Annotated in this window: 18 protein-coding genes; 10 read left to right on the forward strand and 8 right to left on the reverse strand. The window is 42.0% G+C overall.

What is annotated here, in order from left to right; genetic code table 11:
- Positions 1 to 166: 166 nt before the first annotated feature.
- From BR73_RS26650 to BR73_RS0101290, 3 genes are all read right to left on the reverse strand, one after another.
- A complete protein-coding gene (locus BR73_RS26650; protein WP_156034566.1) occupies positions 167 to 1,450 on the reverse strand; it encodes a [Fe-Fe] hydrogenase large subunit C-terminal domain-containing protein in 1,284 nt (427 codons plus the stop codon).
- A 79-nt stretch (positions 1,451 to 1,529) separates the two neighbouring features.
- Positions 1,530 to 1,955 (reverse strand): ATP-binding protein, encoded by a 426-nt coding sequence (locus BR73_RS0101285; RefSeq protein WP_033164077.1) that lies wholly within the window; start codon positions 1,953 to 1,955, stop codon positions 1,530 to 1,532.
- The gene (locus BR73_RS0101290; protein WP_033164078.1) at positions 1,952 to 2,302 is read right to left on the reverse strand and encodes a DRTGG domain-containing protein; all 351 of its coding nucleotides are present in this window, start codon (positions 2,300 to 2,302) and stop codon (positions 1,952 to 1,954) included. The genes BR73_RS0101285 and BR73_RS0101290 overlap by 4 nt, the downstream gene beginning before the upstream one ends.
- A 468-nt stretch (positions 2,303 to 2,770) precedes the next feature.
- Here BR73_RS0101290 and BR73_RS0101295 point away from each other — a divergent pair, with 468 nt between their 5' ends.
- The 5 genes from BR73_RS0101295 to BR73_RS0101315 all read left to right on the forward strand — a co-directional run bounded on the left by BR73_RS0101295 (position 2,771) and on the right by BR73_RS0101315 (position 8,006).
- Positions 2,771 to 3,265 carry an NAD(P)H-dependent oxidoreductase subunit E gene (locus BR73_RS0101295; RefSeq protein WP_033164079.1) on the forward strand — a complete coding sequence of 165 codons (495 nt, stop codon included), beginning with the start codon at positions 2,771 to 2,773 and terminating at the stop codon, positions 3,263 to 3,265.
- 8 nt (positions 3,266 to 3,273) lie between these two features.
- Positions 3,274 to 3,831 (forward strand): ATP-binding protein, encoded by a 558-nt coding sequence (locus tag BR73_RS0101300; RefSeq protein ID WP_033164080.1) that lies wholly within the window; start codon positions 3,274 to 3,276, stop codon positions 3,829 to 3,831.
- 127 nt (positions 3,832 to 3,958) lie between these two features.
- Positions 3,959 to 4,333: a (2Fe-2S) ferredoxin domain-containing protein gene (locus BR73_RS0101305; protein WP_033164081.1), complete on the forward strand. Its 375-nt coding sequence runs from the start codon at positions 3,959 to 3,961 to the stop codon at positions 4,331 to 4,333.
- Between the two features lie 3 nt (positions 4,334 to 4,336).
- The gene (locus BR73_RS0101310) at positions 4,337 to 6,124 is read left to right on the forward strand and encodes an NADH-quinone oxidoreductase subunit NuoF (protein WP_033164082.1); all 1,788 of its coding nucleotides are present in this window, start codon (positions 4,337 to 4,339) and stop codon (positions 6,122 to 6,124) included.
- Positions 6,125 to 6,254: 130 nt separating this feature from the next.
- Complete coding sequence (locus BR73_RS0101315; RefSeq protein WP_033164083.1) at positions 6,255 to 8,006, forward strand: NADH-dependent [FeFe] hydrogenase, group A6; 1,752 nt, start codon at positions 6,255 to 6,257, stop codon at positions 8,004 to 8,006.
- Positions 8,007 to 8,076: 70 nt separating this feature from the next.
- Here BR73_RS0101315 and BR73_RS0101320 read toward each other — a convergent pair whose 3' ends face one another.
- The 5 genes from BR73_RS0101320 to BR73_RS0101340 form a co-directional block, all read right to left on the reverse strand.
- Positions 8,077 to 8,811 (reverse strand): ABC transporter permease, encoded by a 735-nt coding sequence (locus tag BR73_RS0101320; RefSeq protein WP_033164084.1) that lies wholly within the window; start codon positions 8,809 to 8,811, stop codon positions 8,077 to 8,079.
- Between the two features lie 73 nt (positions 8,812 to 8,884).
- Positions 8,885 to 9,589 carry an ABC transporter permease gene (locus tag BR73_RS0101325; protein WP_051684889.1) on the reverse strand — a complete coding sequence of 235 codons (705 nt, stop codon included), beginning with the start codon at positions 9,587 to 9,589 and terminating at the stop codon, positions 8,885 to 8,887.
- Positions 9,589 to 10,497 carry an ABC transporter ATP-binding protein gene (locus BR73_RS0101330; protein WP_033164086.1) on the reverse strand — a complete coding sequence of 303 codons (909 nt, stop codon included), beginning with the start codon at positions 10,495 to 10,497 and terminating at the stop codon, positions 9,589 to 9,591. The genes BR73_RS0101325 and BR73_RS0101330 overlap by 1 nt, the downstream gene beginning before the upstream one ends.
- A 92-nt stretch (positions 10,498 to 10,589) precedes the next feature.
- Complete coding sequence (locus BR73_RS0101335) at positions 10,590 to 11,699, reverse strand: HAMP domain-containing sensor histidine kinase (RefSeq protein WP_051684890.1); 1,110 nt, start codon at positions 11,697 to 11,699, stop codon at positions 10,590 to 10,592.
- Positions 11,700 to 11,720: 21 nt separating this feature from the next.
- A complete protein-coding gene (locus BR73_RS0101340) occupies positions 11,721 to 12,419 on the reverse strand; it encodes a response regulator transcription factor (protein WP_033164087.1) in 699 nt (232 codons plus the stop codon).
- Positions 12,420 to 12,703: 284 nt separating this feature from the next.
- Here BR73_RS0101340 and BR73_RS0101345 point away from each other — a divergent pair, with 284 nt between their 5' ends.
- The 5 genes from BR73_RS0101345 to BR73_RS0101365 all read left to right on the forward strand — a co-directional run bounded on the left by BR73_RS0101345 (position 12,704) and on the right by BR73_RS0101365 (position 19,541).
- On the forward strand, positions 12,704 to 13,930 hold the full coding sequence (locus tag BR73_RS0101345) for a DUF5050 domain-containing protein (protein ID WP_033164088.1): 1,227 nt from the start codon (positions 12,704 to 12,706) through the stop codon (positions 13,928 to 13,930).
- A 658-nt stretch (positions 13,931 to 14,588) separates the two neighbouring features.
- Positions 14,589 to 16,286, forward strand: coding sequence for a peptide ABC transporter substrate-binding protein (locus BR73_RS0101350; RefSeq protein WP_033164089.1), 1,698 nt, complete (start codon positions 14,589 to 14,591; stop codon positions 16,284 to 16,286).
- A gap of 178 nt (positions 16,287 to 16,464) precedes the next feature.
- Positions 16,465 to 17,406, forward strand: coding sequence for an ABC transporter permease (locus tag BR73_RS0101355; RefSeq protein WP_033164090.1), 942 nt, complete (start codon positions 16,465 to 16,467; stop codon positions 17,404 to 17,406).
- Positions 17,399 to 18,460 (forward strand): oligopeptide ABC transporter permease, encoded by a 1,062-nt coding sequence (gene opp3C / locus BR73_RS0101360; protein WP_033164091.1) that lies wholly within the window; start codon positions 17,399 to 17,401, stop codon positions 18,458 to 18,460. Before BR73_RS0101355 ends, opp3C begins: the two co-directional genes overlap by 8 nt.
- A gap of 4 nt (positions 18,461 to 18,464) precedes the next feature.
- Complete coding sequence (locus BR73_RS0101365) at positions 18,465 to 19,541, forward strand: ABC transporter ATP-binding protein (protein WP_033164092.1); 1,077 nt, start codon at positions 18,465 to 18,467, stop codon at positions 19,539 to 19,541.
- The last annotated feature ends 1 nt before the right edge of the window (position 19,542 follow it).

The raw sequence follows: 19,542 nt of genomic DNA on the forward strand, positions 1-19,542 counted from the left end.
AGTGCCTCGAAAGCATATGTCTGCTCTTCGGTAAAGCTCCCCTGACAACTATGCCTGCCTAATATTAATTCTGCTTTTAATTGTATATCTAATTGAAATATTAATTTTGGCGCTAAATTGGGAACACACCTCTGCACTACCTGATACGAAACATTATCCTTCAGTATTAGTTATCAAATTTACTGATTTCGCCGGACAGCCTGTGAATATACTGCTTTAAAATGTGAATACAGTCCTGCTCTCCGGCAGCACCTCTGACTACATCCTCTGCCAGCGCCTTACAGGTAGGTGCCCCGCAGGAACCACAGTCAAGACCGGGGAATTTCCCGCACAACTCTTCCACCTTAGCAAGCATTGAAATACTCTCCTGCAGGTCTTCACTTAATTTAAATACCGGTTCATAGGTAACCTCACGATTCCACTCCCAGTGCTTTACCTCCCTGCCGTCCAGATGATTACAGGCCACCGGCATATATTTTCGCAGCCGGATTAATTTTACCTTTGCCACGAAGGGGTTTTCAACGGTAAGCACTCCTCCCACGCAGCCTCCATTACAGGCATTTAGCTCTATAAATTCAAGGGAGGAAAATTTCTGGTCCTCCAGATCCTCCAGTACCCTTATAACATTCTCAATTCCGTCTGCTGCCAGGTAATTATCCGTAAGAAGTCCTCCGGCTTCTCCGCCTGTTCCTCCCCAGCTGATGCCGATTTTACCGGATATGGCAAGATTTTCTATTTCCTGCTTCTCCTCCACTTCTTTCATAAGGCTTATAAGTTTCGGATAAATATCCTTTATGGCAATCACTCCGTCTACTTCGCTCTCACTATATCCCAGAGGGTTCTTAACTGCGCTTACCTTTGCAGGGCAGGGGCTGATAAAGATAATACCGATCTTCTCTGCCGGAAGCCCTGTTTCCTTTACAACTTTTTCCCTTGCCAGTGCTGCTGCCAGGTCTACCGGCGCCTTTATGGGCAGCAGATGTTCTATTAATCCCGGGAAACGTACCCGGATCAAACGCACCACAGAAGGACAGGCGGTGCTGATAAAGGGCATCTTCTGCTCCTGTTCCTCCAGGTACTTTCTGGATAATTCCGATACCAGCTCGGCAGCCCCGCTGACCTCATATACGTCATGAAAGCCAAATTTCTTAAGCGCCGTCAATACAATGTTAACATCCTCCAGATTATTGAACTGACCGTATAGTGCAGGTGCAGGTAAAGCCACGGTATACTCATAATCTTCTAATATACTCAAGGGATCATATACTGCCAGCTTTGCATGATGAGGACAGATTCTTATACATTCCCCGCAGTCAATACAGAACTCCTTTGTTATAACAGCCTTTCCCTTTCGAACCCGGATAGCCTGAGTCGGACACCTTTTTATACAGTTAATGCACCCCTTGCACAAGTCCTCCTGCAGACGAACAGCAGTAAAAAATTTATCCATACGAACCCCCATATATACCCCCGGCTTGCCAGGGATACTGCTCAAACAGACAGTTTAAACTGAAACACCCCATTACCCATTACTGTATCTTCACCGTCATTGTTACCGTAGTACCTATTCCGAGTTCTGTCTCAATATTCATCACGTCAGAATATTTCTTCATATTAGGCAGTCCCATACCGGCACCAAACCCCAGAGATCTTACCTTATCGGGAGCTGTGGAATAACCTGCCTGCATGGCAAGCTCGATATCCGGTATTCCTGGCCCCTTATCCTTTAACACCATATGTACTTCCTCCGGAGATATCGTCACCTGAATTACTCCGCCCTGTGCATGAATAACCATATTTATCTCCCCTTCATACATGGCTATAGCGACTTTCCTTATAATCTCAGGATTTACTCCCATCTGCTTTAATTTGGATTTTACATCACTGGAGGCTTCTCCCGCTCTTGTAAAATCCTCTGCTGATACCTGATAGTTAAGCTGTATATTCTGACTCAATGGGCAGCACCTCCCCTTAATCCTCTCTCATAAAGCATACCACAGGCGGGAAACATCTGCTTATCCGTAGCAAGGAGCACAATATGGCTTTCCTTTGCCAGCTCTGTCATCACCTCATCCGGTACCTTGCCCCGCACAAAGACGATACAGATAATATCCATCATCTCTGCAGTCCTTATAACCTGTGGATTACAAAGGCCAGTAAGCAGCACGGACTGATCCTTTACAAAGGCCAGGACATCACTCATCATATCCGCTCCGCAGGCAGTATGGACCTCACGCTCCAGGTAATCCTCTCCCCATACGAGCCTGGCACCAAGTATATCCATTACATCATGAATTGTCATAATATTACCACACCTTTCTCATAGCCTGTATCTTTAATCACAGTTACGAATTATCTGTGAAATAACAGTATTGTGAAATAAAAGACATTTCACTCTGCCTTAATTACATTTACTTGTGAAACTGCCTAAATAAAATGTTAAATTCAATAAACTTATTGTTCGTTAATTCTAACACTGCTTTATATATACATTCACAAAACTCTTTTATTTGCATGTACAATTTATACAATTTATCAATCTATTAATTTACACACAGTATAACATTGACGGTGTTTTTTTTCAACTTCTATCATTTTTGCATTAATAGCTTAATATTCTCTGTTTTCCATTTGTTACAATTGTTAATTTTAATATATCTGTGGATTTTTTATCAATAACATGTTATACTGATGTTGTTTGTCGAATGGAAATTATGAAATATTTCGACAGGTAACGTACAAACAGCCACAAAATCAAGGAGGTTAAAGAATGAGTTCCCAGAAAAAAACAGTCCCGTTTGCCGGCTCAAAAGAGCAGGAAGCGGAGCTTCTCAAAGTCATTAATAAGTATAAAGATGACAAAGGTGCCCTAATGCCCATTCTGCAGGAAGCACAGAGTATTTACGGCTATCTTCCTATAGAAGTTCAGACCATTATATCAAACGAGATGGATATCCCGCTTGAAAAAATATATGGTGTAGCCACTTTCTATTCCCAGTTTTCTTTAAATCCCAAAGGAAAATACAAAATTTCCGTATGTTTAGGTACTGCCTGTTATGTTAAGGGCTCCGGTGATATTTTCAACAAGTTAGCCGAGCTGCTTCATATAGAGGGTGGTGAATGTACACCTGACGGCAAATTCTCCTTAGATGCCTGTCGCTGTATCGGTGCCTGCGGTCTTGCTCCCGTACTTACAGTAAATGATGATGTATACGGCAGACTTTCGGTAGACGATGTTAAGGATATACTTACAAAATACGAGTAATCCAATCCATGATGACTGAGATCTCGTTAAACATATTAGATATTGCACAGAATTCGGTAAGTGCTCATGCCACTCTTATTGAAATAACCGTACAGATAGACCAATCCTTAAACCTTTTAAAGGTTGAGATAAAGGATAACGGCTGCGGTATGACAGAGGAAGCAGCAGCCAAAGCACAGGATCCCTTCTATACCACAAGGACTACCAGAAAGGTAGGCCTGGGAATTCCCTTCTTTAAACAGGCGGCCTTAAGCTGCGAAGGAGATTTTCATTTGGAATCAGAACCTGGTAAAGGAACGAAAGTTTACGCTTCCTTTCAGCTAACCCACATTGACCGAATGCCGCTTGGCGATATGAACAGTACCCTGTACAGCCTGATTACCTTCCATCCGGCTATAGACTTTGTCTATACCTACAGCGTGGACGATAAGAGCTTTGTACTGGATACCAGAGAAATGCGCTCCCTACTTCACAATGTTCCTCTAAATGACCCTGAGGTCACAGTATTCTTAAAGAATTTTCTTATGGAGAATCATGAAGAAGCAAATGAAGGTATTTACTTTTAGCAGCATTTTAATACATCCGTTTCGATATAGATATTAAAAGATATACGCATCCAAGTTTGATAAGTTTTTAACAAAGTCTCAAACATTGGATTGATACAGTTCTCATTATAAATAAGGAGGATATCTTATGAAAACTCTTGAAGAGTTACAGGCTATCAGAGAAAAAATGCAGGGCCAGATCGGTCTGCGTTCCGAAACTGCCAGCCAGACCAGAGTAGTGGTAGGTATGGCGACCTGCGGTATTGCCAGTGGTGCACGACCCGTTCTCACTGCTCTTTCCGATGCCGTTCAGGAAAGAAACCTTACAGATATAGCTGTTGTACAGACCGGTTGTATAGGACTGTGCCAATATGAACCTATTGTAGAAGTATTTGCACCCGGTAAAGAAAAAGTAACCTATGTAAAGATGACACCGGAGAAAGCACTGGAGGTTCTTGAACAGCACCTTTTAGGCGGTAAAGTTGTTGACAAATACACCATCAGCTCTGAAGGGAGGATATAAGGCATGTTTCGTTCACACGTATTAGTATGCGGCGGTACCGGATGTACTTCCTCCGGAAGTGTTAAGATAATCGAAACCCTGCAGTCTGAAATAGAGAAAAACGGTCTGGAGAAGGAAGTTTCCGTGGTTCAGACAGGCTGTCACGGACTTTGTGCCCTGGGACCCATTATGATAGTTTATCCCGATGCCTGTTTCTATTCCATGGTAAAAGAAGAGGATATTTCGGAAATCGTTACCGAGCATTTATTAAAGGGAAGACCCGTTACCCGTCTTTTATATACAGAAACTGTTACAGACGATGGCATTAAATCCTTAAATGAAACCGACTTCTATAAGAAGCAGCATCGTATCGCACTTCGTAACTGCGGTGTCATCAATCCTGAGAATATTGAAGAATACATCGGAAACGGCGGATATTCTGCTCTTGGTAAGGTACTTACCGAGTATACTCCCGATGATGTTATACAAACCCTCTTAGACAGCGGTCTTCGCGGCAGAGGCGGCGGCGGTTTCCCTACGGGCTTAAAGTGGAAGCTTGCCAAAGGCAATGATGCTGACCAGAAATATGTCTGCTGTAATGCCGATGAAGGTGACCCGGGTGCCTTTATGGATCGTTCCGTTTTAGAAGGTGACCCCCACGTAGTATTTGAAGCCATGGCTATTGCAGGTTATGCCATCGGCGCAACACAGGGCTATATTTATGTACGTGCGGAATATCCCATTGCTGTAGACCGTCTTGAGATTGCTCTTAAACAGGCAAGAGAATACGGAATGCTTGGTGAGGATATCTTTGGAACCGGCTTTAACTTTGATATTGGTTTAAGACTTGGTGCCGGTGCTTTCGTTTGCGGTGAAGAAACAGCTCTTATGACCTCCATCGAAGGCAACAGAGGTGAGCCTCGTCCCAGACCTCCTTTCCCTGCACAGAAAGGGTTATTTGGAAAACCCACTATCTTAAATAACGTAGAAACCTATGCAAATATACCTCCGATCATATTAAACGGACCCAAATGGTTTGCTGATATGGGTACTGAGAAATCCAAAGGAACCAAGGTATTCGCTCTTGGCGGTAAGATTAAGAACACCGGTCTTGTGGAGATTCCTATGGGTACAACCTTAAGAGAAGTCGTGGAAGAAATCGGCGGCGGTATCCCCAATGGCAAGAAATTCAAGGCAGCTCAAACCGGCGGTCCTTCCGGCGGATGTATTCCTATCGAACACTATGACATTCCCATTGATTATGATAACCTTATAAATATCGGTTCCATGATGGGCTCCGGCGGTCTTATCGTTATGGATGAAGACAATTGTATGGTTGACATCGCCAAATTCTTCTTAGAGTTTACCGTTGAAGAATCCTGCGGAAAATGTACTCCCTGCCGTATCGGTACCAAACGCCTTTACGAGATATTGGAGAAAATCACAAAGGGCCAGGGAACCCTGGAAGACCTGGATACCCTGGAGGAACTCTGCTACCACATTAAGGATAATTCCCTTTGCGGTCTGGGCCAGACAGCACCAAACCCTGTACTTTCCACCCTTAAATACTTCAAGGATGAATATATTTCTCATGTTGTGGATAAGAAATGTCCTTCCGGTGTATGTAAAGCACTTCTTTCCTATGTTATCGATGCTGATAAGTGCAAGGGCTGTACTTTATGTGCAAGAGTATGTCCTAACGGCGCCATTGAAGGCAAGGTAAAGGAAATTCATTTAATCCACCAGAGCAAGTGTATCAAATGCGGCGCATGTATGGAAAAATGCCGTTTTGGTGCTATATCCAAACAGTAAACCTGTTCATAAGATTATAGGAGGAGGTTTAGGTTGAAAGAAATGCATTTTCAACCACAAATTTGTGCCTGCGAAATCCTCGGCACAAATTCAGATGCACAAAATGCATGTGCAAGAATGGAGGAAAAAGATGGAAACCGTTAATATAAAGTTAAACGGTACAGAAATGGCTGTACCTGTGGGCTCTACTATTTTAGAAGCAGCAAAGCTGGCACATATTGAAATACCTACCCTTTGCTACTTAAAGGAAATTAATGAAATCGGAGCCTGTCGTATCTGCGTGGTGGAAGTAAAAGGAGCCAGGAGCCTTGTTGCATCCTGCGTTTATCCCGTAAATGAAGGGATGGAAGTGTGGACCAACACTCCAAGAGTATTGAATTCCAGAAGAAAGACACTGGAATTAATCCTTTCCACTCATGACAGGAAATGTTTATCCTGCGTAAGAAGCGGTGACTGCGAGCTTCAGAAATTAAGCAAGGATCTAAAGGTTGAGAAAGAAGGCCATTACGACGGCGAAAATATAGAATATGAAATAGATTACTCCGCAGCACATATGTACCGTGACAACAACAAATGTATCCTCTGCAGACGCTGTTCCGCGGTCTGTGACAAGGTGCAGAGCGTAGGTGTAATCGGTGCCAATGACCGTGGTTTTAAGACCAATATTGCCTCCCCTTTTGATATGGGCTTAGGCGAGACCAGCTGTGTGTCCTGTGGTCAGTGTATCGCAGTATGTCCTACCGGAGCACTGTCCGAGAAGGATTATACCGATGAAGTATTTGCAGCTATAGCTGATTCCAGCAAACATGTAATCGTTCAGACAGCTCCTTCCGTTCGTGCGGGACTTGGCGAAGAATTCGGTCTTCCCATCGGTACCAACGTAGAAGGCAAGATGGTTTCTGCACTTAGAAGACTTGGCTTTGCCAAAGTATTCGATACGGACTTTGCTGCTGATTTAACCATAATGGAAGAAGCTCATGAGTTCCTTGACCGTGTACAAAACGGCGGAGTTCTGCCTTTAATCACCTCCTGCTCTCCGGGCTGGGTTAAATACTGCGAGCATTATTTCCCTGATATGACAGAGAATCTCTCCAGCTGCAAATCCCCTCAGCAGATGTTCGGTGCTACCGCTAAGACCTACTATGCCGAGAAGATGGGCATTGATCCCAAAGATATCGTTATGGTCAGCATCATGCCCTGTACCGCCAAGAAATTTGAGATCGGCAGAGAAGATCAGGATGCTTCCGGCGTAGCGGATGTGGATATTGCTCTGACCGTAAGAGAGCTTGCCAGAATGATTAATCGCTCCGGCATCAATTTCCTCGCTCTTCCCGATGAAGAATTTGATTCTCCTCTTGGAATGTCCTCCGGTGCCGGCGTTATCTTTGGTGCTACCGGCGGTGTTATGGAGGCAGCTCTTCGTACCGCAGTGGAGGAATTAACCGGTGAAGAATTAAAGAGCCTTGATTTCAAGGAAGTCAGAGGTGTAACAGGCATTAAAGAAGCAACCTATAATGTTGCCGGTATGGATGTTAAAGTGGCAGTTGCCTCCGGTTTAACCAATGCCAAAGAGCTTCTTACAAAAGTTAAGAACGGCGAAGCAGAATACCACTTCATAGAAATCATGGGATGCCCCGGTGGTTGTGTAAACGGCGGCGGTATGCCTCAGGTACCTGCTAATATCCGTAACTTTAATGATATCAGAGCACTTCGTGCCAAGGTATTATATGACCTTGACAGCTCCATGCCTTACCGCAAGTCTCATACAAATCCTGCAATCAAGCAGCTGTATGCAGAGTATTTTGGTAAACCCGGCAGCCATAAGGCTCATGAAGTACTTCATACCACCTATGTAAAGAGAGCCGTTAACAACGTAAAATAGTTTATAAATGTTCATATTATAACAGGGAGGATTCTTTAGAAGCCTCCCTGTTTCTAGATTTCCACCTTCTTTATACCCATTCTCTGCAAATAAAGGACTTTAATCCTAATGCAAAATACACAAGGAAGGTAACTGTAAGAATTACTGTAAAGGGAAGCAGCTCCAGATTCGGGGAAAGGTTCATTCCCTGAGGAAACATGGCATAATAAGGCGGTGCAAAGGGAAACCATGCTCCTAATACGGAAGGAAGCCCTGTTATAACAATATTGGGTATTACCATTGATATGCTAAACAATAGTGCCGTCCCCATGGATTTAAATCTGGTAGACAGAATAATCTGGAGCATTCCGAGGGGGAAACAGGCAAGCCATCCCCCAAACACTCCCGTCAGCACTGTTTTCCACGGTATGGCATCCTCTGCCTGAATCAGCTTTCCCGTTACCAGGTAACCTGCCAGGAAGACCAGTTGTAATATCAATAAGAGAATAAGCAGCATCACAAACTTAACGAAATATATTTTCCAACGCGGAAAAGGCATGGTAAGCAGCTGCTTCCAGGCACCGTTCTTATGTTCATAAAAACATAGAAAGCCTGCAAAGATTCCCCCAAACATTGGCAGCAAAAACATCCCGTGAAAGGAAACTGCCTGAAAATAAAGGGTATGCCAATTGGGTGCAAAATAATCTGTTAACGACCGGACACTGCCTGCAGCAAGTACGTAGCTTGCTGCCACATCCATTGTAATAAGCAGAAAGATCAAAAACCATCTTACCTTTCTTATTTCTGCCAGTATTAATTTATACATTTAATAACCTTACCTTTCTAAATAGTCTGCAAATTTTTGGCCCCAGGCACTAATCTGCATATGAACTGTTCTTCTATTTCATCTCCATTTTACTAAAATACAGGGCTCCGAGAATAAGCAACCCAACTCCCAGAGTACCTCCCAGCAATATCCACCTTAGGTAACCTTCTATAAAAGGACTTGCCATAGAAGGATATGCCCAAGGTAGTATATACAAAATCTTTCCTCCGAACCTCACAAGAAACAAACTGGATAGGGCACCTATAGTACCCACCGCCATGGGAAAGGTCTGATTGGCAAAGAAGCTAGAGAGAAACAGTTGAATAGCCAGAACAGGAAGGGCAGAGATAAAAGAACCCAGAATCTGTTTTACTAAAAAAAGAAAAGGCAAGGGCTGGTCTGTATAAACAACCCAAATAAGAGAAGCTCCTGTCAGTATCATAAGACAGCAGCCAAGCATTAAAAGGATTACCCAGGCAGCCTTAGCCAGGTAAAGCCCACTTCGGCTGACAGGCATGGTAAAAATAAGCTTAAGTCCCTGTGCCTGATGCTCTGTTTCAAACATTATGCTGCATAACAAGGAGATTGTAAGCAGTATGGTAAAAGAGAGAAACATGTATACGACGTTCAAGCCTGCATAAATACCTGCCTCCCCCTGCCTGAAGTACAGATACCACTCAATGCAGGTAAACAGCAGTAAAATAACTGCACTGATAACCGGTATTCCAAAACATATCTTTTTCAACTTCCGGTATTCCGATAGAAGCATTCTTAACATTATAAGCCCCCTTCTTTTCCCGTAAGCTCTAAGAAGATATCCTCTAAGGATGCTATTTTCTCACTGATGTTCAGTATGGAAAAAGGCTGCAGCAGATTAAATATTTTTGCCTGGTCCATCTGATCTGTAACAGTTATCAGAAGTTCATTTCCCTGCTTTTTAACCTCTGCTCCATAACTTAGAAGAGCTTTGCAAGCCTCCTCTGTTCTGTCCGTTATAATGGAAAGCCTTACCTGGCTTTTCTTCTCAAGTTCCTGGATACTATCCTGAAATATCATTTTACCCGCTTGAATAATACCCACATAATCCGAGATAGACTGAATTTCACTTAGGATATGACTGGATAAAAATATAGTAATCCCCTGTTCTCTTGCCAAAGACAGCATCAGATTACGGATTTCCTGGATTCCGGCAGGGTCTAAGCCATTAATAGGTTCATCCAGAATAAGCAGATTTGGTTTCCGAATCAGAGCTTGGGCAAGTCCCAACCGCTGTTTCATCCCCAGAGAGTACCCCTTAACTGACTTATGGGCATAAGGCGTCAGTCGTACAATATCCAGTACTTCACCGATGCTCTCTTCCGGCAGCTTTAGAAGTCCGCAGATGATTTTCAGGTTCTTGTAAGCAGATAGATGACCATAATAGGAGGGAGCTTCAACCAGTGATCCCACATTTCGCAGTATCTGTTCTCTTTCTGCTTTAAGGGAATGCCCCATAATCTGAATCGAACCTTCATTGGGATGAAGCAGACTGAGCAGCATTCGTATGGTAGTTGTCTTTCCTGCTCCGTTTGCTCCTAAAAACCCATAGATCTTACCTTCCGGCACCCGCAGATTAATATGATCTACACTGATCTGGCTTCCAAAACAGCGAGTCAGATTTTCTGTCTCAATTATATAATTCTCCATCAATTTTCCTCCTTCATATTGCTGTTCATAAGGAGTATAAATTGTGAAACTTATTCTCAGGTAAAGTAAAGTAAAATGTAAGTAAAAAATTTTTAGCAGGGGAAGGATATTTCTATGACAGTCCCTTGCCCCTTTATGCTTTTTGCTTTGATTAAGCCGTCATGAAGCTCGATTAACTGTCTTGCAATGGCAAGACCAAGACCGGAACCCTCCGCAGGACTGTCCGTGGGAATACCCCTGTAATAGCGTTCAAATAGCTTGTTTACTTCCTCCTCATCCATACCTTTTCCATTATCCGATATGCTGATCTGCAAACCTCTTATCTCTGATTTTACACATACCTCAATTTCTGTTCCGGGCGGATTGTGAAGTATTGCATTCATAAGTATATTCTGTAAGGCCCTTTGAAACAGTACCTTATCAATGTTCATATCATAGCTCTTACTCTCTGTAACAAAAGAAAATTGATATTCACTGCTCCTTGGAGAATTGGCTGTATCCAAGACTGTATTTCGCAGGAATTCTATTATATCTGCTCTGCTTCTCTTTAAGGTAAGCTTTCCGGAGTCGGATTGAAAGGTGATATTTAAATCATCAATCAGGTCCTTGATATGCTTTGACTTTTCCTCTATTTTTGAGCCAAAGTCCTTCAGCTCCTCATAAGACCAATGGTACTGCTCTGCCACGATCATAGAGGAATAGCCTTGTATATACGAAAGGGGTGTTTTCAGATCATGGGTGATTCCTGCTATCCATTCTCTGCGGTTTTCTTCGGCAATTTCCCTCTCTATTTCATTTTGTTTCAGTTTATGCGTGAGCATCTCCATGTGCAGGAAAAGATCTTTGTAGAAAAAATTAATTGAACAATTTAAGACGGAACTATTCCCTGTGTTATGTCCACCCACGGTATATTCCATACCCTTAGGTATTTGGTATATTTCCTGTGATAAGTTCTGTATCCATCGGATAATATGTAATATGGGTCTTATAACGACTGCATAAACCAAAAGAGCTACATTGGCTCCTGACAGCAGAATGACTGTTTTTCTGAATATTTCCATATCAGTATCATGTAAAAAGGAAATGTTCTTTTGTACAAAGATAAACACCAGCATCAGCAAACTGTAGCTTAATATATACGCAATGAGCGGTAATACCATAAAAGACAGTATTTTCATACCTATTTTAAATAACCGTTTCATCTAACCTGTCCTTTCTGGCTGTCATACTTTATGAGGAATAAATTTATACCCCAATCCCCTAAGGTTATGAATATAACGTGGGTTCTCACTGTCCGGTTCTATTTTCTTACGAATTTTAGAGATATGCATTACAACCGTTTTTTCATCCCCCAGATTCATCTGCCCCCAAACACATTCATACAATTGAGCAACGGTAAAAATCCGATTTGGATGTTCCGCTAAAAATAGCAGAAGAGAATATTCCATAGCAGTAAATTTTATAATACGCTCCCCTTTCCTGACTTCACAGGAATTCTTCTGGATTATAAAATCATCATATTCCAGTATATTCTTCTTATCCTCCTGCAGGTTAATCCTGCGGTGTCTCAGCTGTACCTTGATACGGGCAACAACCTCCATGGGGTTAAAGGGTTTTGTTATGAAGTCATCTCCACCCATTGCAAAGCCAGCCAGTTTATCATAATCTGAGGTTTTAGCTGTTAGAAATAACACAGGTATATCTGAATTTTTCCTTAATTCCATACATAATTCAAGTCCGCTGATGTCGGGAAGCATAATATCCAGCACGATAAGATCCGGTTCGCAGTCCTTTATGTGCTGCAATGCCTCTCCTCCGGATTTCGCTTTGTATATATATTGAAAGCCTTCTTTTCTGAGAATAATCTCCAGCATCTCTAGAATACCTGTCTCATCATCAACTAATAGAATACGCTGTTCCATCGTTTTCTTCCTTTCTGTACCTGTAAACACATAATTACAGTGATAAAGCCTATAACGATAAAGTTATTTCTCTATCTTTTGCTCTTAAATGACATTATAGCACAAGCAGTATCAGGATTAAAACATACTGTTTCTATTGTATTGATAGCCAGCTAAGAGTATAATTTAAAGAAAGGAAACTTATAGCTGCCAGCTCATAAGAGTGTATGGAAAGGTTATATATGAAAGGAACAATGTGACCTGTACGAGTTTAAATAAAATATTTAAAGAAAAGAGGAAATACTATGAAATTATTGAAGCTCAAAAGAGTATTTTGCTTTATGCTTTCCCTGCTGCTATTGACAGCAATGTTCAACACCGGTACTGCACAGGCGGAATCAGAAACAACTGGTTTCGTTTATGGATATCCTCCCATGCTGGAGGACAACGGTTATATTTACTATATCCAAACCGTGCAAGGTTCCAAAGACAGCTACGATATCTATCGCATCAATCCTGTTACCGGAGATAAGAACAAAATCGTCTCCTCAGACAACTATATCCGTTCCATGGTAGTTTATAATAATGTTCTTTACTATACCAGCAATGAGACAGACAGTATAGAATATACTACCTATTCCGTCTCTGTAAAGGGGGAGAACCAGCAGACTGTAAGCAAGGGTACCGTATTGTATGCAGATAAAAAGGGTATTTACTGCCTTGTAGAGAAAGATACCAAAAACCTGCTTTATATGAAATCACCTGCTGATAAGAAGTCTGTACTGTTATACACCGGTAACAGCAGTTTTCGGTTTATAAAAAGCATAGGCACAACCCTTTATTTCGGACAATATAAAGCTGCAACATCAAAGATTCAGCTGTTGTCCTTAAAAAGCGGCAGTACAAAACCCACGGTACTCTCTTCCCTTAAAACAGAGCAGCTTAGTGACCAATTCCCTATTATTTCTGACATTATATCCATTAAAGGAAACCTCTATTACCAGTTTGGAACCTACGAAGGCAGCGGCAGCTTCTGGTACGGAACCCTTGTAAAATATAACAATACAGAAAAGGCCACCAGTATTATCCATGATAATATGACTACTGATTTTCTGACCTATAGCAGTGATAAAATCTATTTTGATGAACAGGGTAATTACTCCGTGTATTACACTTATAATGTAAAAACGGACAAATTAACGTCCACTAACATTAATAATCCTGGTGCCGTCAGCATTGTAAACAAGTATAGCTACCGGATAAAACTGGATAAAAAGAAATATATAACGTTATCTCGCTTTACATCGGGAACAAATTATAAGAATCTGGTAACTGATTTCATCAAAATAGCTTATACTCCCAACAGCAAGCTTGACTACTCTGCCGGAATCACTGCCTTGGGCAAGTATTTGCTGATTCCTGTTGAATGCATTGATTACAATGATCCTGATTATGGATGGCGTGGAAAAGTAATCAGCATAAAATGGTATGTAGCCGATTTAAACGGAGAGATACTGACTGATTTCCAATAAATCAGCACCATACAGGTAGTCTTTCTATATCTGGAATAAGTATTACCCCCAACCTATATGGTTAATAGAAAAAGCTGTAGGATTATCCTACCCACAGACCGAATTCTCTGATACTGAATAAGATAGCAGATAAGATATTTTTTCCTGTTAATATATACTATCTGCTGAGGAGAGTTCGTATACGTGTGGTATGTAAATTCTACAGCCTTTTTCTACGCGGACTATATAACTACTATTTTCTCTGATAAAGGAAATATCTTTTGAATAATAATATTTGTCTTATTTAAAGGAATACATTCAAATAAGAAAAGAAATTTTTGTATTTAAATGAGCTTTCTAATAAATAAAAGGAATGTTTTTCTGAATATTAAAATAAATTTATTTCCCGTTACTCATTATAAATATGCATTATATATGTATACTTAAAAACAATTTTATCAAACAAGCCTGTTTACTGCTAGTAATTGTTTTTTATTGTATCTGACATTAGTTGTATTTTTTTAAGTACACATATACAATTTACCTCTTTTTACAAAGTTGTTGACAAATATACTTCTTGTAATATAATTAGTTCTATAATAACGATGAGACGATGAAGTCGCAAAAGGATTCCTCCTTTTTGCGGCTTTTTTTGTCTCTCATAAAAGGAGGAACATTTGTGAAAAAAGCAAAAAGATTAATGGCATTACTCTTCTCCGTTATTCTGGTATTTTCCTTAGCTGCCTGCGGCGGTAAGAATACCAATACGGGATCAGACAGTGCCGCAACAGACACGCCTGCAGCAACAGAGGGAACAGGCGAGACCGGCACAGATACAGCTGCCGGCGGTAACGTATTAAATGTACAATTCGATGTAGAGGTTGCTTCCCTGGATCCACAGATAGCAACAGACGGCACATCCTTTGAGGTATTGGCGGATGTAACAGAGGGGCTCTACACCATTGATGCTTCCGGACTTCCGGTACTGGCAATTGCAGAAGGCGTACAGAAAAGCGATGATGGCCTTACATATACCTTCACCTTAAAAGATGCAAAATGGTCCAACGGTACACCCGTTACCGCCAAAGACTTTGTATTCTCCTGGAGAAGACTGGTGGATCCTACCGTAGCAAGTGAATATTCTTTCATAGCCGAAATTGCAAATATCAAAAATGCTTCCGCTATTATCGCAGGAGAAAAAGGTATTGAAGAGCTGGGTGTAACCGCAAAAGATGATAAGACCCTGGAGGTGCAGCTGGATGTTCCGGTTCCTTTCTTTGAATCCTTGCTGGCTTTCCCTTCTTTCTTACCTGTTAACGAAGAATTCTTTACCCAGGCAGGTGACAGCTATGCCACCTCTCCTGATACTATATTAAGCAACGGTGCCTTTAAGCTTACCGCTTATGAGCCTGCTGCTACAACAATTACCTTAGTTAAGAACCCTGATTACTGGGATGCAGGCAAAGTATCCTTAGACGGAATCCAGTACCAGGTTATTAAAGACTCCCAGACGGCTGTATTATCCTATCAAAACGGTGACCTGGACGTTGTGACCCTTTCCGGTGAACAGGTAGAGCAGTTCCAGGCTGACCCCGAATTTCACAGCATTATGGCCGGATATTTATGGTACATCTCTCCCAACCAGAAGGTTGCAGGACTTGAGAACCTAAATCTTCGTAAGGCGTTATCCTTAGCTTATGACAAAGCAGCAATTGTAAACAATATCTTAAAGGACGGTTCCATTGTAGCTGACTTCGCTGTTCCTACTCTCCTTGCTACTGGTCCTGACGGCAAGGATTTCCGCGAAACCGCAGGCACCTACCCTACAACAGACAAAGCAAAGGCCCAGGAATACTGGAAGGCTGCAAAAGCTGAACTTGGTGTAAGCGAATACAAATACTCCATGGTAGTTGAAGATACGGAATCCGCACAGAACGTAGCACAGTTTATCCAGCAGGAAATTCAGACTACTTTACCCGGCATCACTGTTACTATCGAGACAATGCCTAAGAAAAACAGGGTAGAAAGAATGCAGTCCGGTGATTTTGAACTTGGCCTTACACGTTGGGGTCCTGACTACTCCGACCCTATGACCTACCTTGATATGTGGATTACCGGAAGCCCCAACAACTATGGTTTCTGGTCCAATACCGAATACGATTCCATTATCGATTCTGCCAAGAAAGGCGAACTGGCCTTAGACCCCACTGCAAGATGGGAAGCCCTTAAGAAAGCCGAAGGCATTGTTATGGATGATGCAGTAATCTTCCCTATCTATCAAAAAGGTGATGCCGTATTATATAAGAGCGGTGTTGAAGGTATTGAGTTCCACTCCGTAGGCATTAACCGTATTTTCAAAAACACCACCAAGAAATAAGGGACTGTTCTAAAAGCTGTAATTGCAATTCTTATGAAAATGCAGGAATCAGTATGGTAAATCGGACTACTTTGAATTACTAATTGAACTCCATATATTTATATGGCGCTGTCAGGTGTGTTTTATCACCCGTGGCAGCGTCATTTATGCATTCTATATGCTAAGGAGAGTAGGTATCGTGAAAAAATATATAATAAAAAGGGTTGCTATATCCATTGTTACTTTATTGGTTATATTACTGATATTGTTCTTAATGCTTGAATTTATGCCCGGTTCACCTTTTAATGACGAGAAATTAAATGCCGCACAAAAGGCAATGCTAAATAAAAAATACGGCCTGGATAAGCCGATGCTGATTCGATTTATAAATTATATCAAAGCAATGCTTTCCGGTGATTTCGGAGTATCCTATACCATTTCAAAAAACACCCCCATAACCTCCCTTTTAGAAACCAGACTTCCCATTTCCTTAAGACTGGGCGGTCAGGCAATTCTTATCGGTACGGCTGTGGGTTTGGTGCTCGGTCTAATTGCTGCCATAAAACACAACACCATCTTTGATACCATTACTACGGTTATCTCTGTACTTGGTGTAAGTCTTCCTTCTTACGTATTTGCTATGGCTTTGATATACAGCCTGGGCTTTCGTTTAAAATGGTTCCCCCTTTTGTATCAGGCGGAAATGCCTTTTAAATCCTCCGTACTTCCAACGGTTTCTCTCTGTATGTTTACCATTGCCACCGTTGCCAGATTCACCAGAACCGAAATGCTGGAGGTCCTTGGTTCTGATTATATGCTGTTAGCTGAGAGCAAGGGTATCAACAGCTTCAGACTGATCTTTAAACATGCCCTTCGAAACGGCCTTATTCCAATTATAACAGTATTAGCCCCTCTGGTAGTGGGTCTTATGACCGGAAGCCTGGTTATTGAAAAGCTTTTTTCCATTCCCGGTATCGGAAGCCTTCTTGTATCCGCCATACAATCCAATGATTACAATGTCGTTGTGGCACTTACCTTTATCTATAGTTTAATGTATATCGGCATAATGCTTGTAGTGGATATTCTTTACGGAATAATTGATCCCAGAATCAGACTGGCAAAGGGAGGTAGCAATGAATAATACAAAGATGGAAACAGAATTTTTGCCCGATGATTTCGAGCTCTTTGGCAGCGAGAAAATCTCCAGAGTAGACGAAACCTATGCCAGCCAGTCCTATTGGCGGGATATTTTAACAAGGTTTGTGAAGAACAAAGGAGCCGTAGTAGGCCTTATTGGAATCTTATTTGTAATTTTAATGGCCATTGTGGGACCGGTTATCAGCGGACGGACGTACTCCGACCAGAATATCACCCATCAGAACCTGGCACCCAGAGTGCAGGGACTTGAAAAGCTTGGTTTACTGGACGGCTCTGAAAGTATGCATACCTCTGCCGGTACCGTAAAACAGAACAAATACATAGCAGCAGATGGTGCCGCCGTTACCGGTCTTGAAAAGGTATATTACTGGTTTGGAACCGATGTACTTGGCCGGGATATCTTTACAAGAACCTGGGTGGGAACCCGAATCTCCCTTTATATTGCTTTGGTAGCCGTATTAGTGGATATGTGCTTTGGTATGGTTTACGGTCTTATCTCAGGATACTTTGGCGGTAAGGTGGATATGTTCCTGCAGCGTTTTTCAGAAATACTCAATGGTATCCCTACCCTTGTAATCGTAACCCTGTTAATCCTGGTATTCAGACCCGGCCTGTTAACAATTACCCTGGCCCTTGCCATAACCGGCTGGATTGGTATGAGTAAGATAGCAAGAGCACAGGTGTTAAAGCTCAAGGAACAGGAATTTATCTTAGCCTCCAAGACCCTGGGAGCCAGAGATTTCTTTATTATCTTTAAGGAAATCCTCCCTAATATCTTTGGTCAGCTGATCGTTATGTCCATGTTCTCCATTCCCAATGCCATATTTACAGAAGCTTTCCTGGCATTTATAGGCCTTGGTGTGCCGCAGCCTTTAGCCTCCCTTGGTACTCTTATCAGTGATGCCTTTAAGTCCTTTACCACACACCCTTACATGATCGTCTTCCCCGTAATCGTCCTGGGAATCATCATGTTAAGCTTTAATCTTATGGCAGACGGTCTAAGAGATGCCTTTGACCCGAAGATGAAGGAGGTATAACAGGATGGAAAATGAAAAAAGAGAAAAGGTCCTGTCCATTAAGGATTTATCTATTACCTTTAAGACCTCTGCCGGTGAAGTAAATGTTATCAGGGGCATGAAGCTCTCCCTGTATAAAGGGGAAACTCTCGCTATTGTTGGAGAAAGCGGCAGTGGTAAATCCGTTACTGTAAAAGCTATTATGGGTATTTTAAGCAACAACGGACGGATAGACAACGGAAGCATCGAATTCAACTATCATAGAGGGAATGAAGAAGTAAAGGAAGATCTGCTGAAATTCTCCAAAAAAGAAATGCGCAGACGTATCAACGGCAAACGTATCTCCATGGTATTTCAGGACCCCATGACTTCCTTAAATCCCACCATGACCATTGGTGCACAAATTATGGAAGGAATGATATACCATTATAAGACGCCTAAGAAAGAGGCATATAAAAAAGCGGTCTCCCTGCTGGAACTGGTAGGCATTACAAATCCTGAAAAGCGTATGAAGAACTATCCCCATCAGCTTTCCGGAGGTATGCGCCAGAGAGTTGTAATCGCCATAGCCCTGTCCTGTGATCCGGAATTATTAATCTGTGATGAGCCTACTACCGCATTGGATGTTACCATACAGTCCAAGATACTTGAACTGATTAAGGATATACAGAAAAAGACTGGTATTTCTGTTATTTATATTACCCATGACTTAGGTGTAGTAGCAAAAGTAGCCGATTATGTAGCCGTTATGTATGCCGGTAAAATCGTAGAGAAAGGTACCGTGGACGAAATTTTTTATGACCCAAGGCATCCTTATACCTGGGGTCTGTTATCTGCTATGCCAGATCTTGACTGCGAGGACGACAAGCTCTATACCATACCCGGAAGCCCTCCTAACCTGCTCCACAAGATTGAAGGCGATTCCTTTGCCCCAAGAAATATCTACGCCCTCAACATTGATTTCAGGAAAGAACCTCCCATGTTTCGTGTCAGCGATACACATTATGCTTCAACCTGGCTGCTCCATGAGAAGGCACCAAAGATTGAGATGCCCCGGGAATTACGTCAGAGAATAGACTCTATGTTAAAGGAGGCGAATTAGA

The sequence above is a fragment of the Clostridium sp. KNHs205 genome (genome assembly GCF_000702945.1).
Taxonomy (GTDB): domain Bacteria; phylum Bacillota; class Clostridia; order Lachnospirales; family Lachnospiraceae; genus Anaerocolumna.

Excerpts from the sequence above, each read along its gene's own strand:
- BR73_RS26650 (WP_156034566.1), bottom strand. The coding sequence starts at position 1,450 with ATGGATAAATTTTTTACTGCTGTTCGTCTGCAGGAGGACTTGTGCAAG.
- BR73_RS0101310 (WP_033164082.1), top strand. The coding sequence starts at position 4,337 with ATGTTTCGTTCACACGTATTAGTATGCGGCGGTACCGGATGTACTTCC.
- BR73_RS0101305 (WP_033164081.1), top strand. The coding sequence starts at position 3,959 with ATGAAAACTCTTGAAGAGTTACAGGCTATCAGAGAAAAAATGCAGGGC.
- BR73_RS0101295 (WP_033164079.1), top strand. The coding sequence starts at position 2,771 with ATGAGTTCCCAGAAAAAAACAGTCCCGTTTGCCGGCTCAAAAGAGCAG.
- BR73_RS0101330 (WP_033164086.1), bottom strand. The coding sequence starts at position 10,497 with ATGGAGAATTATATAATTGAGACAGAAAATCTGACTCGCTGTTTTGGA.
- BR73_RS0101300 (WP_033164080.1), top strand. The coding sequence starts at position 3,274 with ATGATGACTGAGATCTCGTTAAACATATTAGATATTGCACAGAATTCG.
- BR73_RS0101345 (WP_033164088.1), top strand. The coding sequence starts at position 12,704 with ATGAAATTATTGAAGCTCAAAAGAGTATTTTGCTTTATGCTTTCCCTG.
- BR73_RS0101335 (WP_051684890.1), bottom strand. The coding sequence starts at position 11,699 with ATGAAACGGTTATTTAAAATAGGTATGAAAATACTGTCTTTTATGGTA.
- BR73_RS0101315 (WP_033164083.1), top strand. The coding sequence starts at position 6,255 with ATGGAAACCGTTAATATAAAGTTAAACGGTACAGAAATGGCTGTACCT.
- opp3C (WP_033164091.1), top strand. The coding sequence starts at position 17,399 with ATGAATAATACAAAGATGGAAACAGAATTTTTGCCCGATGATTTCGAG.
- BR73_RS0101325 (WP_051684889.1), bottom strand. The coding sequence starts at position 9,589 with ATGTTAAGAATGCTTCTATCGGAATACCGGAAGTTGAAAAAGATATGT.
- BR73_RS0101320 (WP_033164084.1), bottom strand. The coding sequence starts at position 8,811 with ATGTATAAATTAATACTGGCAGAAATAAGAAAGGTAAGATGGTTTTTG.
- BR73_RS0101290 (WP_033164078.1), bottom strand. The coding sequence starts at position 2,302 with ATGACAATTCATGATGTAATGGATATACTTGGTGCCAGGCTCGTATGG.
- BR73_RS0101365 (WP_033164092.1), top strand. The coding sequence starts at position 18,465 with ATGGAAAATGAAAAAAGAGAAAAGGTCCTGTCCATTAAGGATTTATCT.
- BR73_RS0101340 (WP_033164087.1), bottom strand. The coding sequence starts at position 12,419 with ATGGAACAGCGTATTCTATTAGTTGATGATGAGACAGGTATTCTAGAG.